This is a genomic window from Micromonospora matsumotoense (genome assembly GCF_050951065.1).
Taxonomy (GTDB): Bacteria; Actinomycetota; Actinomycetes; order Mycobacteriales; family Micromonosporaceae; genus Micromonospora; species Micromonospora matsumotoensis.
This window is the reverse complement of the sequence record NZ_CP192025.1, coordinates 6,367,161-6,392,617: the sequence shown is the minus strand read 5'-3', so window position 1 is coordinate 6,392,617 and position 25,457 is coordinate 6,367,161. Positions and strand designations below refer to the sequence as shown.

The following is a 25,457-nucleotide window of genomic DNA, read 5'->3' as shown; positions in this document are numbered from 1 at the left end:
GCGACGGTAGACGTTCACGTTGACGTGAAGGTCAAGTCCGCGTTCTCCTGTACCGCATGCGGATCGGTGAACTGGCCCGGCGGGCCGGGGTGAGCACCCGGGCCCTGCGCTACTACGAGGAACAGGGCCTGTTGCGCCCCGAGCGGCGGCCGAGCGGCTACCGCGACTACGGCGAGCAGGCGCTGACCACGGTGCGGCGCATCCAGCTGCTCCTCTCGGCCGGGCTCGGGACGACCGTGATCGCCGAGATCCTGCCCTGTGTGCCGGACGACACCACGGTGCTCGCCCCCACCTGCCCCGAGTTGCTCGACGCCCTCGCCGAGGAGCGGGCGCGGATCACCGCGTCCATGCAACGGCTCGCCGCGGCCCGGGACATCCTCGACGCCCTCATCGCCACCGGTGCCCCCACCCGCCTGCGGTGAGGCCGGGCGGCGGCGGTCGCCGCTGCGGGCCTGCGCGGCGGCGGGCGGGGCGGGGCTCAGGAGATGTAGTGCAGGATCACGTTGTGCACGTGGTGGCTCTTCTGCGCGCCCCGGAACTCCACCTCGTAGGTGTGGGTGCCGACGTGCACCGCGATGGAGCCGGTGGAGAAGAACTCCCCGCCCCACGACTTGTTGCTCACCACGCTCACGCTGGTGATCTTCGAGTACGGGATGCTGGTGATCGCGTACTTCTTTCCCACGAATGACCGGTCCTGGATGATCACCCGCCGGTCGGTCAGGCCGATGAACCCGGTGCCGGTGCCGACGGCGTCGTAGACGGCGATGATCTGTTCCCCGTCGAGCAGTCCACTCTGGATCTGCTGGAACTGCTCCTTGCGGTCGTACGTCGCATTTGCCATGGAATCCACGGTAGGAGGTGCCCGCCAGCGTCGGTGGTTCCCCGTCCGTCGGTCCGGTCGACTAGTCTCCCCATGCCTGGCCAGACGCGGGCGACGGGGGAGGGAAGCGGCGTGACCAGCGAACATTCCGAGACGCAACCCACCGATGAGGCCCGGCGTGAGCCGTCGTCGGCACCGACCGGTGGCGAGGACGCGGCCCCGTCCCGCCGAGCGGCCGGCACCGCCGTACCCGACTGGGAGCCGTGGCCGCAGCGGCCGGCCGTCCGGGGTCGACTGAACCGGCTGGCCGTCGTCACTTTCGTGTTCGGCCTGCTCGGCGGGGTGCTCGCGCCGGTCACCGCCGTGTTCGCGCTGCGCCGGATCAGGCGCAACGGCGAGCGGGGCAAGGGTCTGGTGACCGCCGGGCTGGTGCTCCTCGGCGGGTGGGTGCTGGCCGGCCTGGCGGTGTGGGGGTTCACGATGACCGGCGCCGACCCGGACACCGGGCTGCGCGGGTTGCGGGTGGGGGACTGCTTCCGGGTGCCCACCGACGCCACCGCCAGCCGTACCGCCCCCGAACAGGTCACCCGGGTGGCCTGTGACACGTCCCACAATGCCGAGTACGTCGACGACTTCCCCGCGTACGAACGCTCCGCCGACGAGCGTTACCCCGGCGCGGCGGTGCTCTCCCAGCGGGCGGAGACGCTCTGCCGGCAGCGGCAGCGCAGCTACGTGGTGGACCCGCTGGGGCTGCCCGCCGAGGTGCGGTTGAGCTGGTACCTGCCGACCCGGGTCGACTGGTCCACCGATCCCACCATCACCTGCTATCTGACCGCCCCGACCGCGCTGTCCCGACCGCTGCGGATGGACACCACGGTGCTCAGCCCGGCGCAGCTCGGCTACCTGCTGGCCAGCCGGGACTGGACCGAGGCGCGGGCCGCCCTGGTGGCCGGCGGGCCGACCAGCACCCCGGCGGGGCTGCGCGACGCGGTGCGGCGGGCCGAGGCCACCCACACCGACATGTGGTTCCGGTTGCGCCGGGAACCCTGGCCGGAGCCGGTCCGACCGGCGATGGAGCGGCTGCTCACCGAGATGGAGCAGGACGAACCGGCCTGGCGGGACGCCGACGGTGAGCCCGACCGGGGCAAGCTGCTCCAGGTCGTGGCGCAGGCCGGGCAGCACCCGGACCCGGCCACCGAGCTGGCCGTACGCCAGGCGCTGGGGTTGCCCACCGCGCAGGGCGAACCGATGCGCTGATCATCACCGACGGTGGTGTGCCGACCGCTCGGCGCGGACGGCTCGGACGTTCCGGGGATCAGGGCGGTTGCCGGCCGGCCCTAGGCTGGCGACGACGACGCGGTGGGGGACGAGGGGCCGACAAATGGCGGGGACGACCGCAGGCGTGCAGTCGCCGGGTGCGCGGTCCCTGCCGGGGCGCGTTCAGTCCGCCGTGACCGCGCGGTACGCGTCCTCGATCCGGGCGGCGAGCAGCACTTCACCCTCGGTGAGCGGTTCCCCGTCACCGTGCCCGACCCGGATGCGGGTCTCGGTGTCCCGGCGACTGATGTCCGGCCGCAACCGCAGCGCGTCCGCGACGACCTTGACCCGTTCGGTCAACGCCGCGTGCTGGGTGTCGTCCATCACCAGGGTGCGCCGGATCTGCTCACCGTCGCGGGTCCACCCGTGCAGGAGCGTGAGGGCGTCACTGAGATAGTCGTGCTTGGTTCGACTGGTGAACAGCGCGCGCATCACCGCACCTCCCAGGCGCCGTTGCCGGCTTGTGGCCAAATCGTCGCCATCCCGTGTCCTCGTGGTGTCACCAGTCTGTCGACCTGACGGCGGTGTGTCCACGCCCACACTTCCGTCTCTTATTGGCCTACCGGTCGAGCACGGTACCCAAACCGACGATTGATCTGGCACGCTGGATGCCCGTGCAGACCGAACGGTGTAGCGGTGACGGACAGGCCGACCGGCGTGAGCCGAGAGTGGTCGTGGGTGCGGCGATCATCTCCGCCGGGCGGGTGCTCGCCTGTGCGCGCACCGCGCCCCGCGAGGTCGCCGGCATGTTCGAGTTCCCCGGCGGCAAGGTCGAACCGGGGGAGAGCGAGACGGCCGCGCTGATCCGCGAGTGCGCCGAGGAGTTGGCCGTCCGGGTGGAGATCGGCGACCGGATCGGCCGGGACGTCCGGATGGCCCACGGCCGGTCGGTGCTGAAGGTGTACGCGGCCCGCCTGCTGCACAGCGACCAGCCGCGCGCGCTGGAGCACTCCGCGCTGCGCTGGCTCGCTGCCGGCGAGCTGCACACCGTCACCTGGCTCCCGGCCGATGTCCCCATCGTCGCCGCCCTCCGCCCGCTGTTGGCCGCCGACTGACGGAGCCGGCACCCGGCCCGGAACACGGACGGGGCCGACGGCTTGCGCCGCCGGCCCCGTCCGCCGTCGTGGTGCTCGCTCGGCGTGCATCGCGCCGGCTCGGTGCTGTCGTGCTGCGCGGGCCTGTCCGGTCCCGGCTCAATACCTGTCGTGCGGCAGTGCCTGTCGTGCGGCAGTGCGATCGGTCCCGGCCCGGTCGCCTGTCGTGCCGGCTCCGGGCCCGTCGCGCCGCGTCAGTGCTTGTCGCCCTCGCCTGCGGGCTTGTCGTCCTGGCTCGGGTGGGCGAAGTTGAGGTGCTCCGGCGGCAAGGGGAAGGTGACGTCGTCACCGAACGGCGACGGGGCCGCCGCCCGGTCGAAGGTCAGCTCCGTCAGCGGGAGCCGGCCCCGGTCGTCGACCGCCGGCATCGTCGGGTGCGGGACCTCGCGGTGCCAGTTCACGCCCTGCTGCGCCTGGGCCTCCGCAGCCGGATCGCCGGAGCCGCCGGCGTGCGAGTGGACCCCGGTCTGACGAGCGCCGCTGTGCACCACGGACCCCTTTCCCGCGCTGTTCGCGGTGCTCTGGGGCGTCTCGCCCCGACGGAAGATCTTGCTACCGAGCCATACCAGGGGATCGTACCTGCGGTCGACGACCCGTTCCTTCATGGGGATGATCCCGTTATCGGTGATCTTGATGTGCTCGGGGCAGACCTCGGTGCAGCACTTGGTGATGTTGCAGAAGCCGAGCCCCTGCTCCTCCTGCGCGTACTGCTTGCGGTCGGTCTTCGCGTCCAGCGGGTGCATGTCCAGCTCGGCGGCCCGGATGAAGAACCGGGGGCCGGAGAAGGCCGGCTTGTTCTCCTCGTGGTCGCGGATCACGTGACAGACGTTCTGGCACAGGAAGCACTCGATGCACTTGCGGAACTCCTGCGACCGCTCCACGTCGACCTGCTGCATCCGGTACTCGCCCGGCGCCAGGTCGGCCGGCGGGGCGAAGGCCGGCGTCTCCCGCGCCTTCTCGTAGTTGAACGAGACGTCCGTGACCAGGTCCCGGATCACCGGGAAGGTGCGCAGCGGGGTGACCGTGACGGTCTCCGCCTCCTCGAACGTCGACATCCGGGTCATGCAGCTCAGCCGGGGCTTGCCGTTGATCTCCATCGAGCAGGAGCCGCACTTGCCGGCCTTGCAGTTCCACCGGCAGGCCAGGTCCGGTGCCTCGGTGGCCTGGAGCCGGTGGATGACGTCGAGCACGACCTCACCCTCGTTCACCTCGACCGAGTAGTCCTGGAGGTCACCACCGGTCTCGTCGCCCCGCCAGATGCGGAACTCCCTCTTGCTTCCCATCAGTTCGCCTCCTCGGCGCGGGCGTCGAAGTCGGCCAGTTCCTCGTCGGTCAGGTACTTGGCCAGCTCGGTACGGTCGAAGAGGCCGATCAGCTCGGCCCGCATCTTCGGCAGCGGCTTGTGCTCCAGGCGTACGGCGTCGCCGTCCAACGCGCAGACCAGGTTGACCCGACGCCACCCGGGATCCATGGTCGGGAAGTCCTCCCGGGTGTGCCCGCCCCGCGACTCCTGCCGCTCCAGCGCCGCCTTCGCGGTGCACTCCGAGACGACCAGCATGTTGCGCAGGTCCAGGGCCAGGTGCCAGCCCGGGTTGTAGCGTCGGCCGCCGGCCGCGCTCACCTTCGCCACCCGCTCCCGCAGCTCGGCCAGCCGGGTCAGCGCGTCGACCAGCTCGCTCTCCCGCCGGATGATCCCGACCAGGTCCCCCATCACCGCCTGAAGGTCCTGCTGGAGGGTGTACGGGTTCTCCCCGGTGTCCCGCTGCAACGGCGCCAGCGCCGCTTCGAGAGCGGTCTCCACCGCGTCCACCGCCACCTTGGGCCGCGAGGCCAGCTGATCGGTGTACGACGCCGCGTGCCCGCCCGCCCGCTTGCCGAAGACCAGCAGGTCGGACAGGGAGTTGCCGCCCAACCGGTTGGAGCCGTGCATGCCACCGGAGACCTCACCGGCGGCGAACAGCCCCTGCACCGTGCCGAACGCCGCGCCGGAATCCGGGTCGACCTCGACGCCGCCCATCACGTAGTGACAGGTCGGCCCGACCTCCATCGGCTCGGCCGTGATGTCGACGTCGGCCAGCTCCTTGAACTGGTGGTACATCGACGGCAGCCGGCGACGGATCTCCTCGGCCGAACGCCGGGAGGCGATGTCCAGGTAGACGCCGCCGGCCGGCGTACCCCGGCCGGCCTTGACCTCGCTGTTGATCGCGCGGGCGACCTCGTCGCGGGGGAGCAGCTCCGGCGGCCGTCGGTTGTTGTCCGGGTCGGTGTACCAGCGGTCCGCCTCCTCCTCGGTCTCCGCGTACTGCTTGCGGAAGACGTCGGGGACGTAGTCGAACATGAACCGCTTGCCGTCGGAGTTCTTCAGCACCCCGCCGTCACCGCGCACCGACTCGGTGACCAGGATGCCCTTCACCGAGGGCGGCCAGACCATGCCGGTCGGGTGGAACTGGAGGAACTCCATGTTGATCAGCGTGGCCCCGGCCCGCAGGGCGAGCGCGTGCCCGTCCCCGGTGTATTCCCAGGAGTTCGAGGTGACCTTGTAGGAACGGCCGACGCCGCCGGTGGCCAGCACCACCGCCGGGGCCTCGAACAGGATGAACTCGCCGGACTCCCGGTAGTAGCCGAACGCGCCGGCCACCCGGTCCCCGTCGAGCAACAGCTCGGTGATGGTGGTCTCGGAGAACACCTTGATCCGGGCCTCGTAGTCGCCGAGGTCGCGCTTGTCCTCCTGCTGGAGGGAGACGATCTTCTGCTGGAGGGTGCGGATCAGCTCCAGGCCGGTCCGGTCACCGACGTGCGCCAGCCGCGGGTACTCGTGCCCGCCGAAGTTGCGCTGGGAGATCTTCCCGTCCTTGGTCCGGTCGAAGAGCGCCCCGTACGTCTCCAGCTCCCAGATCCGCTGCGGCGACTCCTTGGCGTGCAGCTCGGCCATCCGGAAGTTGTTGAGGAACTTGCCGCCGCGCATGGTGTCGCGGAAGTGCACCTGCCAGTTGTCCCGGCTGTTCACGTTCCCCATCGCGGCCGCCGCGCCGCCCTCGGCCATCACGGTGTGCGCCTTGCCGAAGAGCGACTTGGAGATGATCGCGGTCTTCTTGCCGGCGAGCCGGGCCTCGATCGCCGCGCGCAGGCCGGCGCCGCCGGCCCCGATCACGACGACGTCGTAGTGGTGTCGTTCGATGCGAGTGGTAGTGGTCATGTCGCCGCGCCCTCTAGTTGATGAACCGCAGGTCGTTGAACCAGCCGGCGGCGATGGCCATCACGTAGAAGTCGGTGAAGGCCAGCGTGCCGAGGGTGATCCAGGCGAGCTGCATGTGCCGGGTGTTCAGCTTGGACACGAACGTCCAGGCCCGGTACCGCACCGGGTGCGCGGAGAAGTGCTTGAGCCGGCCGCCGATGATGTGCCGGCAGGAGTGGCAGGAGATCGTGTACGCCCAGAGCATCACCACGTTGACCAGCAGGACGATGTTGCCCAGCCCGAAGCCGAAGCCCTGTGGGGAGTGGAAGGCCAGGACCGCGTCCCAGGTGTTGATCAGCGAGATGATCGCGGCGGCGTAGAAGAAGTAGCGGTGCAGGTTCTGCCCGAGCAGCGGGAACCGGGTCTCCCCGGAGTAGGATTTGTGCCCGTCCGGCACCGCGCAGGCCGGCGGCGACAACCAGAACGACCGGTAGTACGCCTTGCGGTAGTAGTAGCAGGTGAGCCGGAACAGCAGCAGGAACGGCAGGGTCAGCGCCGCGTCCGGGATGATCCACCAGCCGGGCAGGAAACTGCCGAAGTGCGAGGAGCCCTCGACACACCGGTCGGTCACACAGGGGGAGTAGAACGGGGTCAGGTAGTGGTACTGGTCCACCCAGTACCACTTGTGCATGAACACCCGGACGGTCGCGTACGCCACCCAGGCGCTGAGCCCGACGACGGTGATGAGGGGGGCGAACCACCAGCGGTCGGTCCGCAACGTCTTCGCCGCGATGGCGGCGCGCGCCCGCGCACCCCGCGGCTTCGTTGCCGTTGATGTCATTCGAGTCGTCTTCCTGACGGGACGGGCCCTCGCGGGCGGCGGTTCACGTTCCGTGCCGGTCAGTGGACCGGCCGGACCGTGTCCACTGCCGCGTCGTGCGCAAGCAGGCGGCCACGCCGGGACATCGGCGCAGCTAAGTGACACACGTTACGCCGATCATCACGGCCGGGCCGCGCAACGCAGTGTCCCGTGTGTCCCGCACCTTGGAAAGACCCGGGCCGTGATCAATCCTGACCGCTGCCGGGCTGCCGGGCTGCCGGGCCCCGCGCCCCGTGGCCCGTGGCCCGGCGGGAACCGGTCAACCCGAGGCGCCACCGGTGAAGTTCCACGAGGCCAGCCGCAACGACGGCCCCTCCCACCAGCCGCCGTCGGTCCGGTCCGGCTGGCGGACCGGCCGCCGGCCGAGGCCGAGCACCGCGCCCGGCCCCAACGCCCGGGGGTACGCCTCGGTGAAGCGCAGGTTACGCACCGCACGCACCGGCACGCCGTCCTCCACCAACCACACCCCGTTACGGGTCAACCCGGTGACCACCAGGCTCAACGGGTCGAGCACCCGGGTGTACCAGAAGTCGCTGACCAGCAGCCCCCGGGCCATCGGGGCGACCAGCGCGGCGGTGTCCGCATCCGCGACCGCCCCCGCGACCGCGCCGTCGGTCGGGGCCGGGCCGGTCGCCGGGTCGTCCGCGGCGGTGCTGCCGAGCAGGCGCACGTTGCGCGGGATCGGGCCGAAGGTGGACCCGTCGGGCGTCCCGTGACCGGTCGACGTGGTGCCCGCCCCGGCCGCGCTGCGCCGGTCGTGGGCCACCGCGCGGGTGGTGCCCGCCTCGACGAGGGTGAGCGCCCGGCACGGGGTGCCCTCCAGGTCGAACGGCATCGCGCCGCCGTACGTCGGGTCGTCGACCAGGGTCACCGCCGGGTCGAACTGGGCGGTGCCGGGGAGGGCGAACGACTGGCGTTCGGCGTGCCGCTTGCCGTTGAAGCCGTACCAGGCGAGGTTCTGCAAGAGGTCGGCCACGGCGGCCGGTTCGAGGACCACTTCGTACCGGCCCGGCGGCAGCTCGACCGGGTCGGCAGCGGCCCGTGCCTTGGCCGCGGCCCTGGTGCCCAGGGCCGCGCCGTCCAGTGCGTCGAGCCGGCCGGCGCAGAGCCGGGCCACCCCGTCCGCCCCACCGGCCCGGGCGATGCCGTCCATCGCCGCCTCGGTGGTCCGCCCCTGCGCCGACTGGCCGCGCGAGTTGACGAACGCCCCCGACCGGTACGAGGTGCGGCAGTAGCCGGCCGCCTCCAGCCCGCCCACCGCATCGACGAAGGCGCGAACCCGGTCGGCGCGGGCCGCCGGCTCGGCATAGGCGGTGGCCTCGTCGAGCAGGCCGTTGGAGTGCACCGACGACGGTGGGGTCAACCCCGGCCAGGCCGGGTCGGGCGGGCAGAGCCGCGCCGCGGCGAGGGTCCGGCCGACCAGGTCGCGCAACCCGTCCGGGCCGACCAGGCTGCCGCCACCGGCGGCCGTCCGACCGTCGACGTGCACCCGCAGCCGGACCGTCACCCCGGACTCGGCGACGTTCTGGTGGATGAACGAGTTGGCGAACCGGGTCAGCGCCAGGTCGTGCCGGACGACGGTGACCTCGGCCTCGGCGGCCGGACCGGCGATCTCCTGGACCAGCTCCACCACCCGGGCGGCGACGTCCAGCTCGGTCGCCCCGGCGTCCCGCAGGCCGGTCACGCGCGCACCCCTACCCGGACGCCCCGGAACCGGGCCGGCGCGGCCGGATGACCGGTGTGCCCGATCTGGCCGGGCTGGCCCTTGCCGCAGTTCGGGGTGCCCCACGGGACGATCTCGGAGGAGAGCATGTCCATCGACCGCCAGAACAGCGGCCCGATGCCGGTGTAGGTGGGGTTGCGCAGCATCCGGCCCCGCCGGCCGTTGCGCACCTCCCAGCCGATCTCACAGCCGAACTGGAAGTTGAGCCGTCGGTCGTCGATCGACCAGGACCGGTTGATGTCCATCAGCACCCCGTCGTCGGTGGCCGCGATGATCTCGTCGAGGGTGTGCGGGCCGGGCTCCAGACCCACGTTGGTCATCCGCACCATGGGCAGCCGGGCCCACCCGTCGGCCCGTACGCTGCCGCCGTGGTCCAGGCCGGCGACGGCGGCCGAGTCCCGGCCGGCGAGCACACCGACCCAGCGGCCCTCGCGTACCGCGTCGCGTCTGACCGCCGGGGAGCCCTCGTCGTCGAAGCCGAAGCTGCCCAGCGCGCCGGGGATGGTCGGGTCGATGGTGACGTTCATCAGCTCGGAGCCGTAGCGCAGCGACCCGAGCTGGGCCAGGTCGAGCCAGGAGGTGCCGGCGAAGGCCGCCTCCCAGCCGAGGATGCGGTCCAGCTCGATGGCGTGCCCGACCGACTCGTGGATCTGCAACGCGAGCTGCTCGTCACCGAGGATCAGGTCGGTCTCGCCGGCCGGGCACTCGGGCGCGGTCAGCAGCGCCCGGGACTCGTCCGCGATCCGGGCGGCGTGCCCGGCCAGGTCCAACGACTCGACCAGCTCCCACCCGGTGGTGCCGTACTGGCCCCGGTAGCTCGGCCAGGAGCGGCGCTGGGTCTCGTGCTCGCCGATCGAGGTGGCCGAGATCCCGCCACCGCACTCCCGGATGTGCTGGTCGATGCGGTGCCCCTCGCTGGAGACGAACCACTTGCGGGTGTCCCAGATCTGGTAGAGCCCCTGGGCCAGGTCGGCCCCGTGCCCCCGGGCCGTCTCGGTGGCCCGGACCAGCAGGTCGCCCTTGTCGGACAGCGCCACACCGAGCGGGTCGATCGCGCAGTCGGAGGCCCAGCTCGCCACCACCGGCTCGGCCGGGGTCAGCGTGATCGGTGGGCCGGGAACCCGGGCGCTCGCGGCGGCGACGGCCGCCGCCCGCCGGCCGGCTTCGCGCGCCGCCGCGTCGGACAGGTCGGGTACGGCGTGGAAGCCCCAGCCCGACCCGACCAGCGCGCGGACGCCCAGGCCGAGGCTCTCGTCCTGGGCCAGCTCCTCGATCTCGCCGTTGCGGGCGGACATCGACTCGGAGCGCAGGTGCATCACCCGGGCGTCGGCATACCGGGCGCCCGCGTCGAGGGCGGCCTGCACGGCGGCGGCCGCGGCGTCGAACTCGGTCATGGACCGACCCTAGGCCAGCCCACCGACATCCGTCAGGGCAGCAGCTCCTCGGGGCGAATGCGTACCCGGACCGGCGCGGTGAGGTCGAGCGTCTCCCCGACCTTGGCGACCGCCTGCTCCAGGTAGTGCCGACCGTGCCGCCGGTAGAGGTGCAGGTTGCCGTTCTGCTGCTCGATCAGTAGGTACCACTCGATCCCGGCGGCGGCGTAGTAGTGCATCTTGAGGACCTTGTCGGTCGCCGCGTTGCCGGGCGAGATGATCTCGCACACCAGGCGGACGTCGTGCGCCTCGATGTAGACCTCGTCGAAGTCGATCTCGCCGGTGACGACGAGATCGGGAATGGTGATCCGGCCCGGCTTGAGGCGGACGTTGACCGCCTCCAGGACCCGCAGGTGCGCACTGCGGGCCGGCTGCCGTAGCACGGCCCGGAGTTCGCCCGAGATGTTCTGGTGGCGGGGGGTGGGGGCTGGGGTCATGTGGAGGCTCCCGTCGAAGAGTTCGACGCGTTGGGACGTCTCATCGAGGGAGAGGTAATCCTCTTCGGTCCACGGTCCGTCGTGGCCGAACACCGCTGCGGTCATGGTCGGTCACCTCCACCTCGTGTCGCCGGGCATCCCCCACCGGGCACCATGGTCATGGTCGCACCCCGGGTGCGGCAGGCGGGTGACGACACCGCATGACGACGCGGAGCCGCGACGACGGCCGCGTCGGTTCGGGTCGGGCGGCGGGGGCGCGCGGCGGGGTCACCGGGTCGTTACGCTGTGGTCCGCTGTCAGCTCACGGTCCGTAGCTTATTTTCAGCCTCGACTCTTTGTTGTAGGTTCCCTACAACCCGAGGGAGGCGGTCGTGGACAGTCCGCAAGCAGCGCCGTCCGGCCCGCCGGACGCCGGCCCGGCCGTGCCGGGGCAGCGCGTCGACGACGAGCCGTACCTGCGGGTGGACGACCTGCGGGTGCGGTTCGACACCGCCGACGGCGTGGTGCGCGCGGTGGACGGGGTGTCGTTCACCGTGCGGCGCGGCCGGACGCTGGGCATCGTCGGTGAGTCGGGCTCCGGCAAGAGCGTCGCCTCGCTGGCCGTGCTCGGCCTGCACGACCCCCGGCGCAGCACCGTCAGCGGCACGATCACCCTCGGCGGCCGGCAACTCGTCGGCCTCCCCGAGAAGCAGGTACGCCGGCTGCGCGGCCGGGACGTGGCGATGATCTTCCAGGACCCGCTCTCCGCGCTGCACCCCTACTACCCGGTGGGGCGGCAGATCGCCGAGGCGTATCGGGTGCACCATCCCCGGGTGGGGCGGCGGGCGGCGCGGGCCCGGGCGGTGGAGCTGCTGGACCGGGTGGGCATCCCCCAGCCGGCCCGCCGTCACGACCAGTACCCGCACGAGTTCTCCGGCGGCATGCGGCAGCGGGCGATGATCGCGATGGCGCTGGTCAACGACCCGGCCCTGGTCATCGCGGACGAGCCGACCACCGCCCTGGACGTGACGGTGCAGGCGCAGATCCTCGACCTGCTCGCCGACCTCCAGGCCGAGTTCCGCACCGCGATCGTGCTGATCACCCACGACCTCGGGGTGGTCGCCCAGGTCGCCGACGACGTGCTGGTCATGTACGCCGGGCGGGTGGTCGAGCGGGGCAGCGTGGCGCAGGTGCTCCGCCGGCCGCAGCACCCGTACACCTGGGGGTTGCTCTCCAGCGTGCCGTCGCTGCACGGCGACCCGGACGCGGACCTGGTGCCGATCCCGGGCAACCCGCCCTCGCTGATCCACCTGCCGCCGGGCTGCGCGTTCCACCCCCGCTGCCGGTACGCCGACCACAACGGCGACCGCTCCCGCACCGAGATCCCGCAACTCGGCCCGGCCGGCGACGACGGCCACCTGGTCGCCTGCCACCTGGCTCGTGACGAGCGCACCCGCCTCTACCGCCAGCATGCCTCCCGGGCGGGGGTGACCCGGTGAGCGGGGAACGCGGCGCGGCGGAGTCCCACGGTTGGGAGCGGACGGCGGGCCCGGTGAGCGGCGAGCCGTTGTTGCGGGTGCGGGGGTTGACCAAGCACTTCCCGGTGCGGACGGGCTTCCGGTCCGCCGGGCTGGTCCGGGCGGTGGACGGGCTCGACTTCGAGGTGCGGCCCGGCGAGACGCTGGGGCTGGTCGGGGAGTCCGGCTGCGGCAAGACCACCACCGGCCGGATGCTGGTACGCCTGCTGGAGCCGACCGCCGGGACGATCGAGTTCGCCGGGCGGGACATCACCCACGCCCGCCGTCGTGCGCTGCGCCCGCTGCGGCAGGACCTTCAGATCATCTTCCAGGACCCGTACGCCTCGCTGAATCCCCGGCACACCGTCGGACGGATCGTGGCGATGCCGTTGCAGGTCAACGGGATCGACCCGCCCGGCGGGGTGAAACAGCGGGTACGGGAGCTGCTGGAGCTGGTCGGGCTCAACCCGGAGCACTACAACCGCTACCCGCACGAGTTCTCCGGCGGGCAGCGGCAGCGGATCGGGATCGCCCGCGCGCTGGCCCTGCGGCCGAAGCTGATCGTCGCCGACGAGCCGGTCTCCGCCCTCGACGTCTCGATCCAGGCGCAGGTGGTGAACCTGCTGCGGGACCTGCAACGCGACCTCGGCCTGGCGTTCGTGTTCATCGCCCACGACCTGGCCGTGGTGCGGCACTTCTGCCAGCGGGTGGCGGTGATGTACCTCGGTCGGATCGTGGAGATCGGCGACCGGGACGACATCTACCGGTCCCCCCGGCACCCGTACACCCGGGCGCTGCTGTCGGCGATCCCGGACGTCGGCACGCTCGGCCCGGCCGGGCGGATCAGGCTGACCGGGGAGGTGCCGACGCCGCTGGACCCGCCGTCGGGTTGCCGGTTCCGGACCCGGTGCCCGAAGGCACGGGAGGTCTGCGCCCGCGAGGAACCGGCGCTGGTGGTCCACGACGGCGGCCGGCAGGCCACCGCCTGCCACTTCCCGGAGACCGGACCGCTGACCCTGTCCCGCGCGGACGCGGTCGGACCGGGCGGTGCTGCGGTGGTGGGCGTGGCGGACGCGGCGCCTCCGGGCGACGGCGCGGATCGGGTGGACGGGAACGCCGGGGAGGTGGCGAGGTGAGTGTGTCCCCGGTCGATCCGGCGACGCTGGCCGAGGCGGAGGCCGAGGCCGAGACCCGGACGGGTGGTGACCGGCCCGGGACGGCGGGGCGGTTCGTCGGGCGCTCGCCCGGCCAGCTCGCCCGGGCCCGGCTGCGGCGCGACCGGACCGGCCTGGTCAGCGGCGGCATGTTGGTCTTCTTCGTGCTGGTGGCGCTCGCCGTCCCGCTGATCGAGTGGGCGTACGGGATCGGCCCCCGGGAGCAGTTCCAGTCCCGGCTGGACGGTTTCGGGATGCCGCTCGGGTATGCCGGCGGGGTGACCGGGGAGCACTGGTTCGGGCTGGAGCCGGGGCTGGGCCGGGACATCTTCATCCGGCTGGTGCACGGGCTGCGTACCTCGCTGTTCATCGCCGTGGCGGCGGCGGTGATCACGGCGGCGATCGGGGTCGTGCTGGGCACCGTCGCCGGCTACCTGGGCGGCTGGCTGGACGCGGTGGTCAACTGGGTCACCGACCTGACCCTGGCCATGCCGTTCCTGATCATCGCGCTGGCGTTGATCCCGACCCTCGCGCTGCGCTTCTACGGCCAGCGGGACGAGGTGCCGGCCGGGTTCCAGATCGGGGTGCTGATCGCGATCTTCGCGCTGTTCGGCTGGACGAGCACCGCCCGGCTGGTCCGGGGCCAGGTGATCGCGCTGCGCGAACGGGAGTTCGTGGACGCGGCGCGGGCCAGCGGCGCGGGGCTGGGACACATGCTGTTCCGGCAACTGCTGCCGAACCTCTGGGCGCCGATCCTGGTGTCCTTCTCGCTGGCCGTGCCGGCGTACATCACCAGTGAGGCGGCGTTGTCGTTCATCGGGGTCGGGCTGACCGACGCCACCCCCAGCTTCGGCCGGATGATCTACCGCAGCCTGGACTACCTCCAGACCGACCCGGCGTACGTCTTCTTCCCCGGCATCACGATCTTTGCGCTCGTGTTCGCCTTCAACCTCTTCGGTGACGCGTTGCGCGACGCGCTCGACCCGAAGTCGTCCCGGTAGGAGGGTGCGGCGGTGGCGCGGTTCCTGGTCAAGCGGCTCTTCTCGGCGACGTTGACGCTCTTCGCGGTCAGCGTGCTCAGCTTCCTGATGTTCTTCGCCCTGCCCCGGGACCCGGTCACCGGCATGTGCCCCAAGAACTGCGACCCGGAACGGTTGGAACGGGTCCGCCAGGAGTTGGGCCTGCGCGACCCGCTGATCAGCCAGTACGCCGGCTACATGAAAGGCATCGTCACCGGCCGGGATCTCGGCAGCGCCCAGGGCGGCCGGTGCGACGCGCCCTGCCTGGGCTGGTCGTACGTGTCCAACGAGGCGGTCTCGGACACCATCGCCCGGGTGCTGCCGGTGACGTTGAGCATCGTCGTCCCGGCGGCGGTGCTCTGGTTGCTGCTCGGGGTCGGCCTGGGCGTGGTCTCGGCGCTGCGCCGGGGCACCTGGCTGGACCGGGCGGCGATCGGCTTCTCGCTGGCCGGGGCGTCGTTGCAGCTCTACTTCGTGGGGGCGGTGCTGCTGCTGGTCTTCGTCTACACGCTGCGCTGGCTGCCGGTGCCGGGCTACACGCCGTTGCGGGACGACCCGGTGCGCTGGGCCAGTGGCCTGGTGCTGGCCTGGCTGGCGCTGGCGTTCCTGTTCTCGGCGATCTATGCCCGGCTGTCCCGGGCACAGATGCTGGAGACGCTGTCGGAGGACTTCGTCCGGACCGCACGGGCCAAGGGCCTCTCCCCACCCACGGTGTACGGCCGGCACGCGCTGCGCGCGGCGATCACCCCGGTGGTGACCATCGCCGGCCTGGACGTCGGCGGCGCGCTGGGCGGCACGGTGATCACCGAGACGACATTCGGCCTCAACGGCATGGGGCGGACGGCGGTCGACGCGGTCCGCTCCGGCGACCTGCCCACCATCATGGCGACCGTGTTGATCGCGGCGGTCTTCGTGGTGCTGGCGAACGTGCTGGTGGACCTGCTGTACGCGGCGATCGACCCCCGGGTACGGCTGCGCTGAGCCGCCGGTCTGCCGGTCGGTCCGGTGCCGCGGACGCCGGCCCGTCGGGCGACAAGAGTTGTCGATATCTGTTACACAGTCCGAAGTTTTTCTTCTTGACGATCCTCGCGACGTCGGCGTTCACCGCCCGACGGTGACGGGGTGGAGGAGGTAGGGATGCGACCACGCGCAGCAGCCGCCGTAGGCGGCGCGATCGCCCTGGTGGTGGCGTTGGGGGCCTGCTCGGAGAACACCGGCGAGGGCACCACCGTGGACACCGAACGGCAGCAGACCGGGGTGATTGCCACCGACCCGAAGGACTCGCAGGGCCCCGCCGCCGAGGTGGCCGGGGCGGTGAAGGGCGGCACCTTCACCGTCATCCGGGAGACGCCCATCTCGCACCTGGACCCGCAGCGGACGTACTCCTTCGCCGGTCTGATGGCCAACCCGCTCTTCGCCCGCTACCTGACCACCTGGAAGGACGACGGCAAGGGTGGTCTGGTCCTGGTCGGCGACCTGGCGCAGACCCCCGGCAACAACGTGAACAGCGACTGCCGGGTCTGGGAGTTCACCATCAAGGACGGGGTGAAGTTCGAGGACGGCAGCCCGATCACCGCGAAGGAGATCGCGTACGGCATCGCCCGCTCCTTCGACCCCGCCCTGACCGGCGGGCCGACCTATCTCCAGGAGTGGCTGGCCGACAGCCCGCAGTACGACACGAAGTGGGACTTCGCGAAGAACAAGACGTCGCTGCCGCCGGGGCTGACCGCACCGGACGCCAAGACGCTGCGGTTCGAGTTCGCCAAGCCCCGCTGTGACCTGCCGTTCGCGGTCTCGCTGCCGACGACCGCGCCGCTGCGGCCGGACCAGGACACCGGGGTCAACCTGGACCAGCGGCCGTTCTCCTCCGGGCCGTACAAGATCGCCAAGAACCAGGCCGGCGTGCAGCTCACCCTGGACCGCAACCCGCACTGGGACGCCGCCACCGACCCGGTCCGCCACCAGTACCCGGACCAGTTCGTCTGGACCTTCGGGCCGACCGCCGACGCGGCCGTCAACCGGGTGATCGCCGACAACGGCGCCGACCAGAGCGCGCTGGCCTGGAACTACGTGCCCGCCTCGCTGGTCGCCCGGGTCGCCCAGGACCAGGCGCTCAAGGCGCGGAGCATCCTGTCCCCGACGCCGAGCGCCAACCAGTTGGTGATCAACAACCAGCGGGTCACCGACCTCGCGATCCGGCGGGCGCTCAACTACGCCATCGACCGGGACGGCCTGGTCAAGGCGCTCGGCGGGCAGACCGTCGCCCAGCCGATGACCACCCTGATGCCGCCGTCCACCATCGGCTACCAGGCGTACGACGCCTATCCGGCCGGCGCCAACGGCGACATCGACAAGGCCAAGGAACTGCTCGGCGGGAAGACCCCGGAGCTGGTCCTCGGTGTCGCCGACAGCACCACCGAGCAGCAGATGGGCACCCAGCTCAAGGGCAACCTGGAGCGCGCCGGCTTCAAGATCACTCTGCGGAACATCCCGGACGACGCGAAGCTCGACGAGATCAAGAAGAAGAACAACCCGTGGGACCTCTACATCGGCAACTGGGCCGCCGACTGGCCCAGCGGCGCGTCGATCCTGCCGGTGCTCTACGACGGCCGCACCATCAAGGCCGAGGGCAACAGCAACCAGGCGTACTTCAACGACCCGGCGGTCAGCGCCGAGATCGACCGGATCCAGGCCATGCCCCCGGCCGACCAGGGGCCCGAGTGGGGCAAGCTCGACCAGCGGATCATGAAGGAGTACGCCCCGGTGGTGCCGCTCTTCGTGGACGTGGCCTACACGGTGCACGGGTCCAAGGCCGGCGGGGTCTTCATCTCCAGCGTCTTCGGCTACCCCTCCTTCGTCAACGCCCACGTCAGGCGGTGACCCCGTACTGAGCCGGACGAGGGCTCGCTCCCGGTCCTGGCGGGGAGCGAGCCCACCGGTTCTCACGTCGCCGCCAACGCCGCCCTGGCCTCCCAGGCCGCGCCCAGCCGAGGTCAGGGCGCTCGCCGGCCACCCCGGGCTGCTCCGCATCCGCGTCGGCAACCATCGGATCGTCTACACCGTCCGTGAGCAGGAGTTGATCGTCCCCGTGGTCCACCTCGGCCACCGCAGCGACGTCTGCGACACCCTCTGACGACGGAACGGCCCCCGTGGGGGCCGTTCCTGTGGCACGCGGCCGACCGTCGAGTGCACCCGGATGCGGCGATGCCGCATTCTGGCGCGGCTCAGGTGTCACGCAGTGAGGACACCTTGTTGGCCGCGGCGGCAATCACGTTGTTGTGGCCGACGTAGGGATCGGACTCCCACCTGGTCCCGGAGAATCCGATGCCGTCGAAGAGTTCCCAGGTGTGTCCGCTTCGATTCCAGATGCTCTCGATGTTGTTGTTCATCCCGGTCGGACCCGAGCTGTCCCCCAGGTTGCCGTCACCGGTCGAGAAATACGCAATGGCACCCGACCCATTCGTGCCGGTGAACACGCACATCTTGAAGTCCGGGCAGCGGTTGTACCCCGTCGCGGCGAATGCGGGTGATGCCGCGGTAACGACCATCGCCGCCCCGATCGCTGCGGAGACGAGCAGGCTCTTGATTCGCATAGGACTCCTCTTGAGCGTGGTGGGACTTGTGTACCCGTCAATCGGACACTATCAGGGTCGGGTTTGGCAGAACAGTCCGGCGACGGCGACCTGCGGCCAGTTCTGCGGCATTCGTTTGGTACTCGGAAGGCATGCAACTGCAATGACCTGGCGTTGATCGCCGATATTGACCGGCGGAATCCGCATCGAAGTTTGTGGTACCAGCGCAGCGCGTGAGCGCGACACATCACCAGTAATCGTCCGGCCGTTACGCTGGCGTGTCCGCTCGGTACACTCTCCGTAGTAGTAGGCTCTGACGGGCCGGTGATGGTGTGATGAGCGTCGATTCCCTGCCGATCGTTCGTTGGCAGACAAATCTGTGGAAACCGCAACAGCAGTCCTGCGCCGGCTGGCTGGCAGATTGGGCGGCCAGCGGGCGGGCGGGTCGAGCCGCTCTACGCGGGCGGCGTGTTGTACCGGTCGAGCGTCGCCTTGGATGTCGAGGCGTCCTGGAAGGTCAACTCCCACGGGCCGGTGTTGACGTCCATGTCCTTACCGAACCCGACCCACTTCCCGGCCATCCGGCGACCGGTCGGTTCCACCATCAACTGGATCGCGCCGTGGTAGCGGGCTCCCCGGTAGTGGCCGGCGGGGTCGGTCTGCTCCACCCAGGTCCGGTGACGACGGCACCGTCCACGCTGAGATCCAGCGACAGCGACGATGCCGCCGAGCCGGGCAGGCTGCGCACGGTCAACCGGTCGCCGTGCTGGAGCACGACCACGAAGTGCTGCCCGGCGAAGGACTCGCCCCGGCTGCTGGAGTGGTATTGATAGCGGCTCAGCCACACTCCCTCGTGGGAGCCGTGTACGGCCGCTGGTTTGGGCGTCGGGGTGGCCGGGTCGGACATGGGCGAGGCGAGGCCGTCGTCGCCGTGTTGCTCGTCGACGATGTGGCCATCGGGCATCTCGGCGATGTCGTCCCGCTTCATGCGCACCCGGTACGGACAGCCTGTAAGGCCGTGTTCGGGGCGGTCGTGCGCGCCACGCTGGCGCCGATGTCGCCGTGGTGTCGCCTCGGTCGCGACGGTTCGGTAGTTGTCTTGGCTCCGGCATCCGGCGACATTGCGACCTCATCGGGTAGACGGCGGCTGATGTTGCGACGGTGATGCTCAATGTACTGTGCGTAGTAAGGGGTCGAGATCCGGGTTGGTCCTGGCCGGAGGTTGGGGGCATCACCGTGCCGCAGGTCGATCCGCGTTTCGGTGCTCAACTGCGTGCGTTTCGGACCGAACGCGGCCTGTCCCTGCGTGCCCTCGGCCAGCTCGCCCACCGGGGCAAGAGCCACCTGCACGATCTGGAGACCGGCGCGAAGGCTCCCACCCCCGAAACGGCCCGGCACCTCGATGCCGTGCTGCAAGCCGGCGGGACACTCGCCCGGCTGGTGGAAGCGCCCGTCGACCACGACGCCGAGGCCGTCGAACTGTTGGCCCGGGTGCGTGCCAGCGACGTGAGCGCCGAAACGCTCGCGCGGATCGAGGCAGGCGTGGACGACCTGGCGAGCGCGTACGCGACGACCCGGCCGGTTGATCTGCTGCCGATGGTGCGGCGACAGTTGGCCCACGTGGGCCGGCTGCTCGACGGTCGGGGGACGTTGGCGCAGCGTCGGCGGCTCGTGGTCGCGGGTGGCTGGCTGGCGGTGTTGCGGGCCACGGTGCACATCGATCTGCGGCAACGGTCTGCGGCCGGCGCTCATCTGAGCACCGCCATGGCGCTTGCCGATCATGGCGGGCATCCGGAGATCCACGCCTGGTGCCTGGAAACGCAGGCATGGGAATGGTTGACCCGGGGCGACTACCGACGGGCTCTGGACCTCGCGCAACAGGCGCAGCGGGCGGCCCCTCGGGGAAGTTCGGCGCACATCCAGGCGACCGCCCAGGAAGCGCGGATATGGGCACGGCTGGCTGACGTGCGACGGACGCGGGCGGCCCTGGATCGTCTGGAGCGGTTGACGGCGAACCTGCCGGTGCCGGAGCGGGCCGAGCACCACTACCGGTACGACCCGACAAAGGCGTTGGCGTACACGGCGACGACGCTGTCATGGGCGGGCGACCCCGCCGCCGAGCAGCTCGCCCGGACCGCATTGGCCGAGTTGGATCCGCGTGGCGATGGCGGGGACCGGCCCCGGCGTTCCGCCTCCGCCCGGCTGGATCTCGCCATGGCACTACTGACCGCCGATCAACCGGAGGAAGCCAGTGTCGTCGCGACTGATGCGGTCCGATCGGGCCGGGTGGTGCCGTCGAACTGGTGGCGGGCGCGGGAGGTGCTTCGCCGGGTCGAGCTGACCGGGACAGCGGAAGCGGCAGCGTTCCGCGAGGCGTACGAGGCACATCGACCTGCTCGATAGCGGACAGCACACGCGACCAGCGGACACCAGTCAGCTTTCTGTCACCGTCTGTTCACCCGATGCTGTGAGCGAGGGGTAGGCGCAGCGCAATCAGCTCCACCGAGCGAGGCCGTCGCCTGCCCATGGCCCGGGTGTGGCGGTAGTGGTGCTTGGTCTGTACGGCCGTCGCACCCTGCCTGCGGAGGTGGGGATGAGCAGTCAGGACAACGCCGGTAAGCCCAGCAAGGGTGAGCAGGCCGACGCCGCCGAACGGGAGGCGGCGCGGCAGCGGATTCTGGCGCAGGCCGAGGCGGAGCGGATACCGGTGGAGGAGACGACCCGGGCGGTGCCGGATCGGCGGTGGCGTGGTGGGCGGTGACTCGCTGCCGATCGGCCGGCGGGTGGCGTACCTGCGGGTGCGACGGAAGCTGTCGCAGCAGTCGTTCGCCGACCGGTTGGGCAAGTCGAAGAGCTGGGTGGACAAGGTCGAGCGTGGAGTCCGCCCCCTGGAACGGATGTCGACCATCCGGGACGTCGCGGCGGCGCTGCGGGTGGACACCGCGACACTGCTCGGTCGGGACGTCCGACCCGCCGAAGTGGCCGAGCGCGACGCGGGCGTCGCCCGGATCAGCGCGGCGCTGTCGACGTACGAGATGGTTCTTGGTCGGGCGGCGGCGGGCCGGGAGGTGATGTCGGCGGATCGGTTGGCTCGGGACGTGGGGCATGCGTGGACGACGTACCAGCAGGCCCGGTATCCGCGCCTGGTGGAGCTGTTGCCGGGGTTGTTGACCGAGGTGCATCGTGCCCATGTGCGGGACCCGGAGGTGGGCCGGGCGGCGGTGGTGCAGGCGTACCGGGTGACGGCGGCGCTGCTGGTGAAGCTGGACGAGGGGAGTCTTGCCTGGCTGGCCGCTGATCGGGCGATGTCTGCCGCCGTCGGTGACCGGGTGTTCCTGGCGGGCGCGGCGGTGCAGCTCGGTCAGGTGTTGCGGGCGGCGGCGCGGGCACGGTCGGTGATGCTGGCCGTCGCGTACCAGATCGCCCCGACCGATCCCGACGGTGGTACGCCGCAGGAGTGGTCGCTGTGCGGGTCGTTGCTGGTGCAGGCCGCGCTGATCGCGGCGCGGGCGGGTGACGATCAGGTGGCCGGTGACCTGTTGGACGAGGCCACCGAGATGGCTGCCCGGGTGGGCGACGGTCACGACCACCACCGGACCGGGTTCGGGCCGGCAGCAGTCGAGGCGGGGCGGGTCACCGCCGCCGTGGAGTTGGGCGACGGCCCGCAGGCGGTCGCCCGGCACGAGGAGGTGATCGGGCGGGACGGCTGGCGGTGGCTGCCGATCGAACACCGCGCGGCGCACCTGGTCGACGCGGCGCGCGGGTACCTGCTGGCCGGCGATCCGGTGAGCGCGGCCCGGGTGCTGATCCGCGCCGACAGCATCGCGCCCGCCGAGGTCCGGCACCGCCCGGCGGTACGGGAGGTGGTCGCCCGGCTCGCCCGCGACCCGGACGCTCCCGCCACGATCACCCCGCTCGCCGTCAGCCTGGGGCTGCTTTGACGACGGCCGTCCCTGCCCGCCGGGTGGAACACCACTGACCGGGGGCGCCCGGCCGGCTTGATCCACTCCGTGGGGCCGATGTTGCGGTGTCCGAGCGACGGGACACCGCTAATTCGGCGACATTGAGTCGATCAAGCCGGGCGTGTCGATCGAGAACCCGTCCCGACCTCAGCAGGACGACCGGATGTCGAGGGTGACCGGGACGCTCTGCGTGACGGTGCCGTCCGTGGCCCGGAGTTGGGGGACGTAGTGGCCGAGCGGGGCACCGTGCAGCCGGAACGCGGCCAGGATCTGCACGACGTGGCCGTCCCCGGACCCGGGCGGGGTGCTCTGCGGGCTGTACACCTCGGTGCCGGCGGGCATCCCGGTGTAGCTGGCGGTGATCGTCGTCGACCACGTTCCGTCGAGGACGACGAAGTAGTACAGGGCGCGGGGGTCGTCGGGGGTGGCGCAGATCCGTTGCGGCAGGTCGACGAGGGTCCAGGCCGAGGTGGTGCCGGTGGCCGGCGCTGCCGATACCGGCGTGCCGCCGACGAGGGCGAGCAGCATCGTCGCCAGTACGGGGGCGGTGACCCGTCGGGCGGTACGGGAGAACTTCACCATCGACTCCTTACTCTCCGGCACTATTCAGTCACCGGCCACACTGGCAGGTCGATTTCAGAGGTCTCTGAGAAGACGGTCGGACAGTCGACCGCCGCAGCTCGCCGGTCCGCCCCGGAAGACCTGGCCGGTACACCTCGCACGGGGCCCACGTGGCGTGGACCAGGGGCGGGGCCAGGTCAGCACGAGGGGTCTGGGATCTGGATGAGCCACGCATCCGCCCCGACCGCAGCTACTTCGGCCGCTCGTTCGTCTGCGACGACGACAGCTTCCCGGCGCACGGGGCCGTCATGTGGCAATGGACGCTCGGGCGGATCGTCACCGCCGTGGTCGGTGCGGGCCTGGAGATCCGGCAGCTCGACGAGTACGCGGAGCCGTTCTGGCGGATGGGTGACATCGACGCGGCGGCCTTCCGTGGTCGCCTGCCGAACGCGTTCACCCTGGTGGCCCGCCGCCCCGCCGGGCGGTGAGCCGGCCACCCGCGCCGACCGGCCCGGCGCAAACGACCGGCAGTCCCGCGCCGACCGGCCCGAGGCGTCGACCGGCAGGCCCGCGGCTCCCGGCCCGACCGCGCCGGCCGGCAGGCCCGCAGCTCCCGGCAGGCCCGCGCCGGCCCGCAGGCCGCCACGGCTCAACCCAGGTGGGTACGGAGAAAGTCGAGTTCCAGGCGGAGCAGGCGTTCGGACAGCCCCCCGGCCGCCATGTGGGTGGCCCCGGGTAACGGCAGCACCGCGTGTGGCCGGCCGGTCGACAGCAGCGCCGCCGACAGCCGCAGGGTGTGCGCGGCCACCACGTTGTCGTCGACCATCCCGTGCACCAGCAGCAGCGGGCGGGTCGGCTCCCCGGGATAGAGCGGCTCCGCCGCCAGCTCCACCAGCGAGTGGTGGCCGTACACGTCGATGCCGTCGTCGGGCAGGCCCAGGTAACGCTCGGTGTAGGCGGTGTCGTACAACGCCCAGTCGGTGACCGGGGCGCCGGCGATGCCGCACCGGAACAGCTCCGGGTGGCGCAGCACCGCCAGGCCGGCCAGCCAGCCGCCGAACGACCAGCCCCGGATCGCCACCCGGTCCAGGTCCAGGTCGGGGTGTTTGCCGGCGAGCGCGGTCAGCGCGTCCACCTGGTCGGTCAGGATCACGTCGGCCACCCGCCGGTGGATCGCCTTCTCGAACGAGGGCGCGATGCCCGGCGTACCCCGGTTGTCGATGGTGACCACGGCGAACCCGCAGTCGGCCCACCACTGCCGTTCCAGCCAGGCCGACCGGGCGGCCACCACCTCCTGGTGGCCGGGGCCGCCGTAGATGTCCAGCAGCACCGGCAGCCGGGTGCCCTTGACGTGCTCGGTCGGGTACAGCACCGCCGACGGTAACCGGCGGTCGGTCACCCGGACCAGCATCGGCCGGGGCGCCGACGACGGCGTCGCCGCCAGCGACCGCAGCCGGGCCACCTCCCGGTCGCCGCGCCACACCGACCAGCTCGTCCCGGCCTCGTCCAGCGAGGCGGTGCCGACCACCAGGGTGTCCCCGCCGACCGCCGCCGTGTGCCAGCCCGGGGCGCTGCTCATCCGGCGGGCGTCCACCCCACCACCGATCACGGTACGGACCCGGTAGAGGTGCCGTTGGCTCGGTTCGCCCTCGCTCGCCTCCACCAGCAGGTCGGCCGGCCCGGGACCGGTGGGCAGCCGGCCCACCACCCGCCGCACGTACAGCGAGGGTGGGGTGAGCAGGGTGCCGTCGGCGAACAGGCAGCGGGCGTCGTACCCGTCGTGGGCCAGCTCGCCGCCGACCAGCACCCGGCCGTCCGGCAGGTGCGCCGGGGTGCCCGGGATCGGCTCCACCCAGCGCGGGTCGGCCAACTCGGCGTGCACCTGGGTCTCGCCGGTACGCGGGTCCACCGCCAGCACCAGGCCGTGCTGCTGCGACCGGCGCAGCACGGTGATCAGCGGGTTGCCGTCGGCCCAGTCGACCGACGCCAGGTACGGGTAGGTCTCCCGGTCCCAGTGCACGTCCACCCAGCCGTCGTCCAGGTCGAGCAGGTGCAGGCTGACCTCCGCGTTCGGCCCACCCGCCCGGGGGTACGCGACGGTGGTCGGCGGGGTCGCCGGGTCCGCCGGGTCGTGCAGGTGCCAGCGGGGCAGCCGGGAATCGTCGACCCGGGCGGCGAGCACCATCCGCCCGTCCGGGGCCCACCAGTAGCCCCGGAACCGGCCGAACTCCTCCGCCGCGACATGCTCGGCGAGACCCCAGGTCACCCCGCCGTCCTCGCCGGCCAGCACGGTGTCGGTGCCGTCCGGGGCGACCACCCGCAACTCGCCCCGGCGTACCCCGTCGGCGGTGTCGGTGACGTAGGCCACCCGCTGACCGGTCGGGTCGGGGCGCGGGTCGATCACCGGGCCGACGGTGGTCACCTCGATCACGTCGCCGTGCACCAGGTCGGCCCGGAACAGCCGACCCGCCAGCGCGAACACCGCCACCCGGCCCGCCCCGTCCAGGGCGTATGAGCCGATGCCGGCGGTGCTGAGCCGGCGTCGTTCGCGCAGCGCCCGCTCACCCGGGGCCAACACCACCGGATCGGCGTCGTCGCCGAGCAGCACGGCCGGGTCGGCGATCAGGCGTTCCTCGGCGGAGGCGGTCTCCAACGCCCAGAGCGCGTCGGCCGGGTCCTGCGGGCCACCCGAGCGGAGAAAGACCACCCGGGAACCGTCGTCGGTCACGGACACGGCACGCGGCGCCCCATGGCTGAACCGACGGGTACGGGCGGCCAGCTCGGGAAAGTCCACAACCCGGATCGTAGAGCGGT

General features: G+C 71.7%; 24 protein-coding genes and 1 pseudogene. 13 read left to right on the top strand and 12 right to left on the bottom strand.

Annotated features, from left to right (window positions below; all coding sequences use genetic code 11):
* Positions 1 to 56: 56 nt before the first annotated feature.
* A complete protein-coding gene (locus tag ACQP1S_RS27195; protein ID WP_432900483.1) occupies positions 57 to 422 on the top strand; it encodes a MerR family transcriptional regulator in 366 nt (121 codons plus the stop codon).
* A 56-nt stretch (positions 423 to 478) separates the two neighbouring features.
* On the opposite strand, the gene ACQP1S_RS27190 is transcribed toward ACQP1S_RS27195, so the two are convergent.
* Positions 479 to 841: a PH domain-containing protein gene (locus ACQP1S_RS27190; protein ID WP_091241571.1), complete on the bottom strand. Its 363-nt coding sequence runs from the start codon at positions 839 to 841 to the stop codon at positions 479 to 481.
* Between the two features lie 111 nt (positions 842 to 952).
* Between ACQP1S_RS27190 and ACQP1S_RS27185 the strand changes: the two genes are divergently transcribed.
* Positions 953 to 2,077: a septum formation family protein gene (locus ACQP1S_RS27185; RefSeq protein WP_432900481.1), complete on the top strand. Its 1,125-nt coding sequence runs from the start codon at positions 953 to 955 to the stop codon at positions 2,075 to 2,077.
* Positions 2,078 to 2,260: 183 nt separating this feature from the next.
* Here the strand turns inward: ACQP1S_RS27185 and ACQP1S_RS27180 are convergent, their stop codons facing one another.
* Positions 2,261 to 2,569 (bottom strand): 4a-hydroxytetrahydrobiopterin dehydratase, encoded by a 309-nt coding sequence (locus ACQP1S_RS27180; protein WP_091241564.1) that lies wholly within the window; start codon positions 2,567 to 2,569, stop codon positions 2,261 to 2,263.
* Between the two features lie 182 nt (positions 2,570 to 2,751).
* Here ACQP1S_RS27180 and ACQP1S_RS27175 point away from each other — a divergent pair, with 182 nt between their 5' ends.
* The gene (locus ACQP1S_RS27175) at positions 2,752 to 3,192 is read left to right on the top strand and encodes a (deoxy)nucleoside triphosphate pyrophosphohydrolase (RefSeq protein ID WP_091242658.1); all 441 of its coding nucleotides are present in this window, start codon (positions 2,752 to 2,754) and stop codon (positions 3,190 to 3,192) included.
* Between the two features lie 233 nt (positions 3,193 to 3,425).
* Here ACQP1S_RS27175 and ACQP1S_RS27170 read toward each other — a convergent pair whose 3' ends face one another.
* The 6 genes from ACQP1S_RS27170 to ACQP1S_RS27145 form a co-directional block, all read right to left on the bottom strand.
* Positions 3,426 to 4,514 carry a succinate dehydrogenase/fumarate reductase iron-sulfur subunit gene (locus tag ACQP1S_RS27170; RefSeq protein WP_357891387.1) on the bottom strand — a complete coding sequence of 363 codons (1,089 nt, stop codon included), beginning with the start codon at positions 4,512 to 4,514 and terminating at the stop codon, positions 3,426 to 3,428.
* Positions 4,514 to 6,427: a fumarate reductase/succinate dehydrogenase flavoprotein subunit gene (locus ACQP1S_RS27165; protein ID WP_363667888.1), complete on the bottom strand. Its 1,914-nt coding sequence runs from the start codon at positions 6,425 to 6,427 to the stop codon at positions 4,514 to 4,516. The genes ACQP1S_RS27170 and ACQP1S_RS27165 overlap by 1 nt, the downstream gene beginning before the upstream one ends.
* A 13-nt stretch (positions 6,428 to 6,440) precedes the next feature.
* Positions 6,441 to 7,247: a hypothetical protein gene (locus tag ACQP1S_RS27160; protein ID WP_091241554.1), complete on the bottom strand. Its 807-nt coding sequence runs from the start codon at positions 7,245 to 7,247 to the stop codon at positions 6,441 to 6,443.
* Positions 7,248 to 7,545: 298 nt separating this feature from the next.
* Positions 7,546 to 8,961 (bottom strand): TldD/PmbA family protein, encoded by a 1,416-nt coding sequence (locus tag ACQP1S_RS27155; protein ID WP_432908379.1) that lies wholly within the window; start codon positions 8,959 to 8,961, stop codon positions 7,546 to 7,548.
* A 5-nt stretch (positions 8,962 to 8,966) separates the two neighbouring features.
* Positions 8,967 to 10,403, bottom strand: coding sequence for a TldD/PmbA family protein (locus ACQP1S_RS27150; RefSeq protein WP_432900477.1), 1,437 nt, complete (start codon positions 10,401 to 10,403; stop codon positions 8,967 to 8,969).
* A 32-nt stretch (positions 10,404 to 10,435) separates the two neighbouring features.
* Positions 10,436 to 10,984, bottom strand: coding sequence for a Uma2 family endonuclease (locus ACQP1S_RS27145; protein WP_432900475.1), 549 nt, complete (start codon positions 10,982 to 10,984; stop codon positions 10,436 to 10,438).
* A gap of 266 nt (positions 10,985 to 11,250) precedes the next feature.
* Here ACQP1S_RS27145 and ACQP1S_RS27140 point away from each other — a divergent pair, with 266 nt between their 5' ends.
* The 6 genes from ACQP1S_RS27140 (at position 11,251) to ACQP1S_RS27115 (ending at position 17,681) form a co-directional block, all read left to right on the top strand.
* Positions 11,251 to 12,357, top strand: coding sequence for an ABC transporter ATP-binding protein (locus ACQP1S_RS27140; RefSeq protein WP_432900473.1), 1,107 nt, complete (start codon positions 11,251 to 11,253; stop codon positions 12,355 to 12,357).
* A gap of 53 nt (positions 12,358 to 12,410) precedes the next feature.
* Positions 12,411 to 13,511, top strand: coding sequence for an ABC transporter ATP-binding protein (locus tag ACQP1S_RS27135; RefSeq protein WP_432908376.1), 1,101 nt, complete (start codon positions 12,411 to 12,413; stop codon positions 13,509 to 13,511).
* Positions 13,508 to 14,530: an ABC transporter permease gene (locus tag ACQP1S_RS27130; protein ID WP_091241539.1), complete on the top strand. Its 1,023-nt coding sequence runs from the start codon at positions 13,508 to 13,510 to the stop codon at positions 14,528 to 14,530. Before ACQP1S_RS27135 ends, ACQP1S_RS27130 begins: the two co-directional genes overlap by 4 nt.
* Positions 14,531 to 14,542: 12 nt before the next feature.
* A complete protein-coding gene (locus ACQP1S_RS27125; RefSeq protein ID WP_432900471.1) occupies positions 14,543 to 15,529 on the top strand; it encodes an ABC transporter permease in 987 nt (328 codons plus the stop codon).
* 156 nt (positions 15,530 to 15,685) lie between these two features.
* Complete coding sequence (locus tag ACQP1S_RS27120) at positions 15,686 to 17,428, top strand: ABC transporter substrate-binding protein (protein WP_432900469.1); 1,743 nt, start codon at positions 15,686 to 15,688, stop codon at positions 17,426 to 17,428.
* Between the two features lie 7 nt (positions 17,429 to 17,435).
* Positions 17,436 to 17,681: a type II toxin-antitoxin system RelE family toxin gene (locus tag ACQP1S_RS27115; RefSeq protein ID WP_432908373.1), complete on the top strand. Its 246-nt coding sequence runs from the start codon at positions 17,436 to 17,438 to the stop codon at positions 17,679 to 17,681.
* A gap of 91 nt (positions 17,682 to 17,772) precedes the next feature.
* On the opposite strand, the gene ACQP1S_RS27110 is transcribed toward ACQP1S_RS27115, so the two are convergent.
* Positions 17,773 to 18,141, bottom strand: coding sequence for a peptidase inhibitor family I36 protein (locus ACQP1S_RS27110; protein ID WP_432900467.1), 369 nt, complete (start codon positions 18,139 to 18,141; stop codon positions 17,773 to 17,775).
* A 434-nt stretch (positions 18,142 to 18,575) separates the two neighbouring features.
* Positions 18,576 to 19,042 (bottom strand): annotated as a pseudogene (locus ACQP1S_RS27105) (XRE family transcriptional regulator); the annotation flags it as partial.
* 242 nt (positions 19,043 to 19,284) lie between these two features.
* On the opposite strand from ACQP1S_RS27105, the gene ACQP1S_RS27100 reads away from it, so the two are divergent.
* From ACQP1S_RS27100 to ACQP1S_RS27090, 3 genes are all read left to right on the top strand, one after another.
* Complete coding sequence (locus tag ACQP1S_RS27100) at positions 19,285 to 20,523, top strand: helix-turn-helix domain-containing protein (RefSeq protein WP_432908370.1); 1,239 nt, start codon at positions 19,285 to 19,287, stop codon at positions 20,521 to 20,523.
* Positions 20,524 to 20,713: 190 nt separating this feature from the next.
* The gene (locus tag ACQP1S_RS27095; protein WP_432900465.1) at positions 20,714 to 20,881 is read left to right on the top strand and encodes a hypothetical protein; all 168 of its coding nucleotides are present in this window, start codon (positions 20,714 to 20,716) and stop codon (positions 20,879 to 20,881) included.
* A complete protein-coding gene (locus ACQP1S_RS27090) occupies positions 20,871 to 22,061 on the top strand; it encodes a helix-turn-helix domain-containing protein (RefSeq protein WP_432900463.1) in 1,191 nt (396 codons plus the stop codon). The genes ACQP1S_RS27095 and ACQP1S_RS27090 overlap by 11 nt, the downstream gene beginning before the upstream one ends.
* A gap of 168 nt (positions 22,062 to 22,229) precedes the next feature.
* On the opposite strand, the gene ACQP1S_RS27085 is transcribed toward ACQP1S_RS27090, so the two are convergent.
* Entirely contained in the window at positions 22,230 to 22,664 is a 435-nt protein-coding gene (locus ACQP1S_RS27085; protein ID WP_432900461.1) for a DUF5980 family protein, read from the bottom strand.
* Between the two features lie 149 nt (positions 22,665 to 22,813).
* Between ACQP1S_RS27085 and ACQP1S_RS27080 the strand changes: the two genes are divergently transcribed.
* Positions 22,814 to 23,131 (top strand): hypothetical protein, encoded by a 318-nt coding sequence (locus ACQP1S_RS27080; RefSeq protein ID WP_432900459.1) that lies wholly within the window; start codon positions 22,814 to 22,816, stop codon positions 23,129 to 23,131.
* Between the two features lie 161 nt (positions 23,132 to 23,292).
* Here the strand turns inward: ACQP1S_RS27080 and ACQP1S_RS27075 are convergent, their stop codons facing one another.
* Positions 23,293 to 25,437 carry a prolyl oligopeptidase family serine peptidase gene (locus ACQP1S_RS27075; protein WP_432900457.1) on the bottom strand — a complete coding sequence of 715 codons (2,145 nt, stop codon included), beginning with the start codon at positions 25,435 to 25,437 and terminating at the stop codon, positions 23,293 to 23,295.
* Between the last annotated feature and the right edge of the window lie 20 nt (positions 25,438 to 25,457).

Coding starts and splice junctions, on each gene's coding strand:
- ACQP1S_RS27195 (WP_432900483.1), top strand. CDS start 57: ATGCGGATCGGTGAACTGGCCCGGCGGGCCGGGGTGAGCACCCGGGCC.
- ACQP1S_RS27190 (WP_091241571.1), bottom strand. CDS start 841: ATGGCAAATGCGACGTACGACCGCAAGGAGCAGTTCCAGCAGATCCAG.
- ACQP1S_RS27180 (WP_091241564.1), bottom strand. CDS start 2,569: ATGCGCGCGCTGTTCACCAGTCGAACCAAGCACGACTATCTCAGTGAC.
- ACQP1S_RS27170 (WP_357891387.1), bottom strand. CDS start 4,514: ATGGGAAGCAAGAGGGAGTTCCGCATCTGGCGGGGCGACGAGACCGGT.
- ACQP1S_RS27165 (WP_363667888.1), bottom strand. CDS start 6,427: ATGACCACTACCACTCGCATCGAACGACACCACTACGACGTCGTCGTG.
- ACQP1S_RS27160 (WP_091241554.1), bottom strand. CDS start 7,247: ATGACATCAACGGCAACGAAGCCGCGGGGTGCGCGGGCGCGCGCCGCC.
- ACQP1S_RS27150 (WP_432900477.1), bottom strand. CDS start 10,403: ATGACCGAGTTCGACGCCGCGGCCGCCGCCGTGCAGGCCGCCCTCGAC.
- ACQP1S_RS27145 (WP_432900475.1), bottom strand. CDS start 10,984: ATGACCGCAGCGGTGTTCGGCCACGACGGACCGTGGACCGAAGAGGAT.
- ACQP1S_RS27120 (WP_432900469.1), top strand. CDS start 15,686: ATGCGACCACGCGCAGCAGCCGCCGTAGGCGGCGCGATCGCCCTGGTG.
- ACQP1S_RS27110 (WP_432900467.1), bottom strand. CDS start 18,141: ATGCGAATCAAGAGCCTGCTCGTCTCCGCAGCGATCGGGGCGGCGATG.
- ACQP1S_RS27100 (WP_432908370.1), top strand. CDS start 19,285: ATGCTCAATGTACTGTGCGTAGTAAGGGGTCGAGATCCGGGTTGGTCC.
- ACQP1S_RS27095 (WP_432900465.1), top strand. CDS start 20,714: ATGAGCAGTCAGGACAACGCCGGTAAGCCCAGCAAGGGTGAGCAGGCC.
- ACQP1S_RS27085 (WP_432900461.1), bottom strand. CDS start 22,664: ATGGTGAAGTTCTCCCGTACCGCCCGACGGGTCACCGCCCCCGTACTG.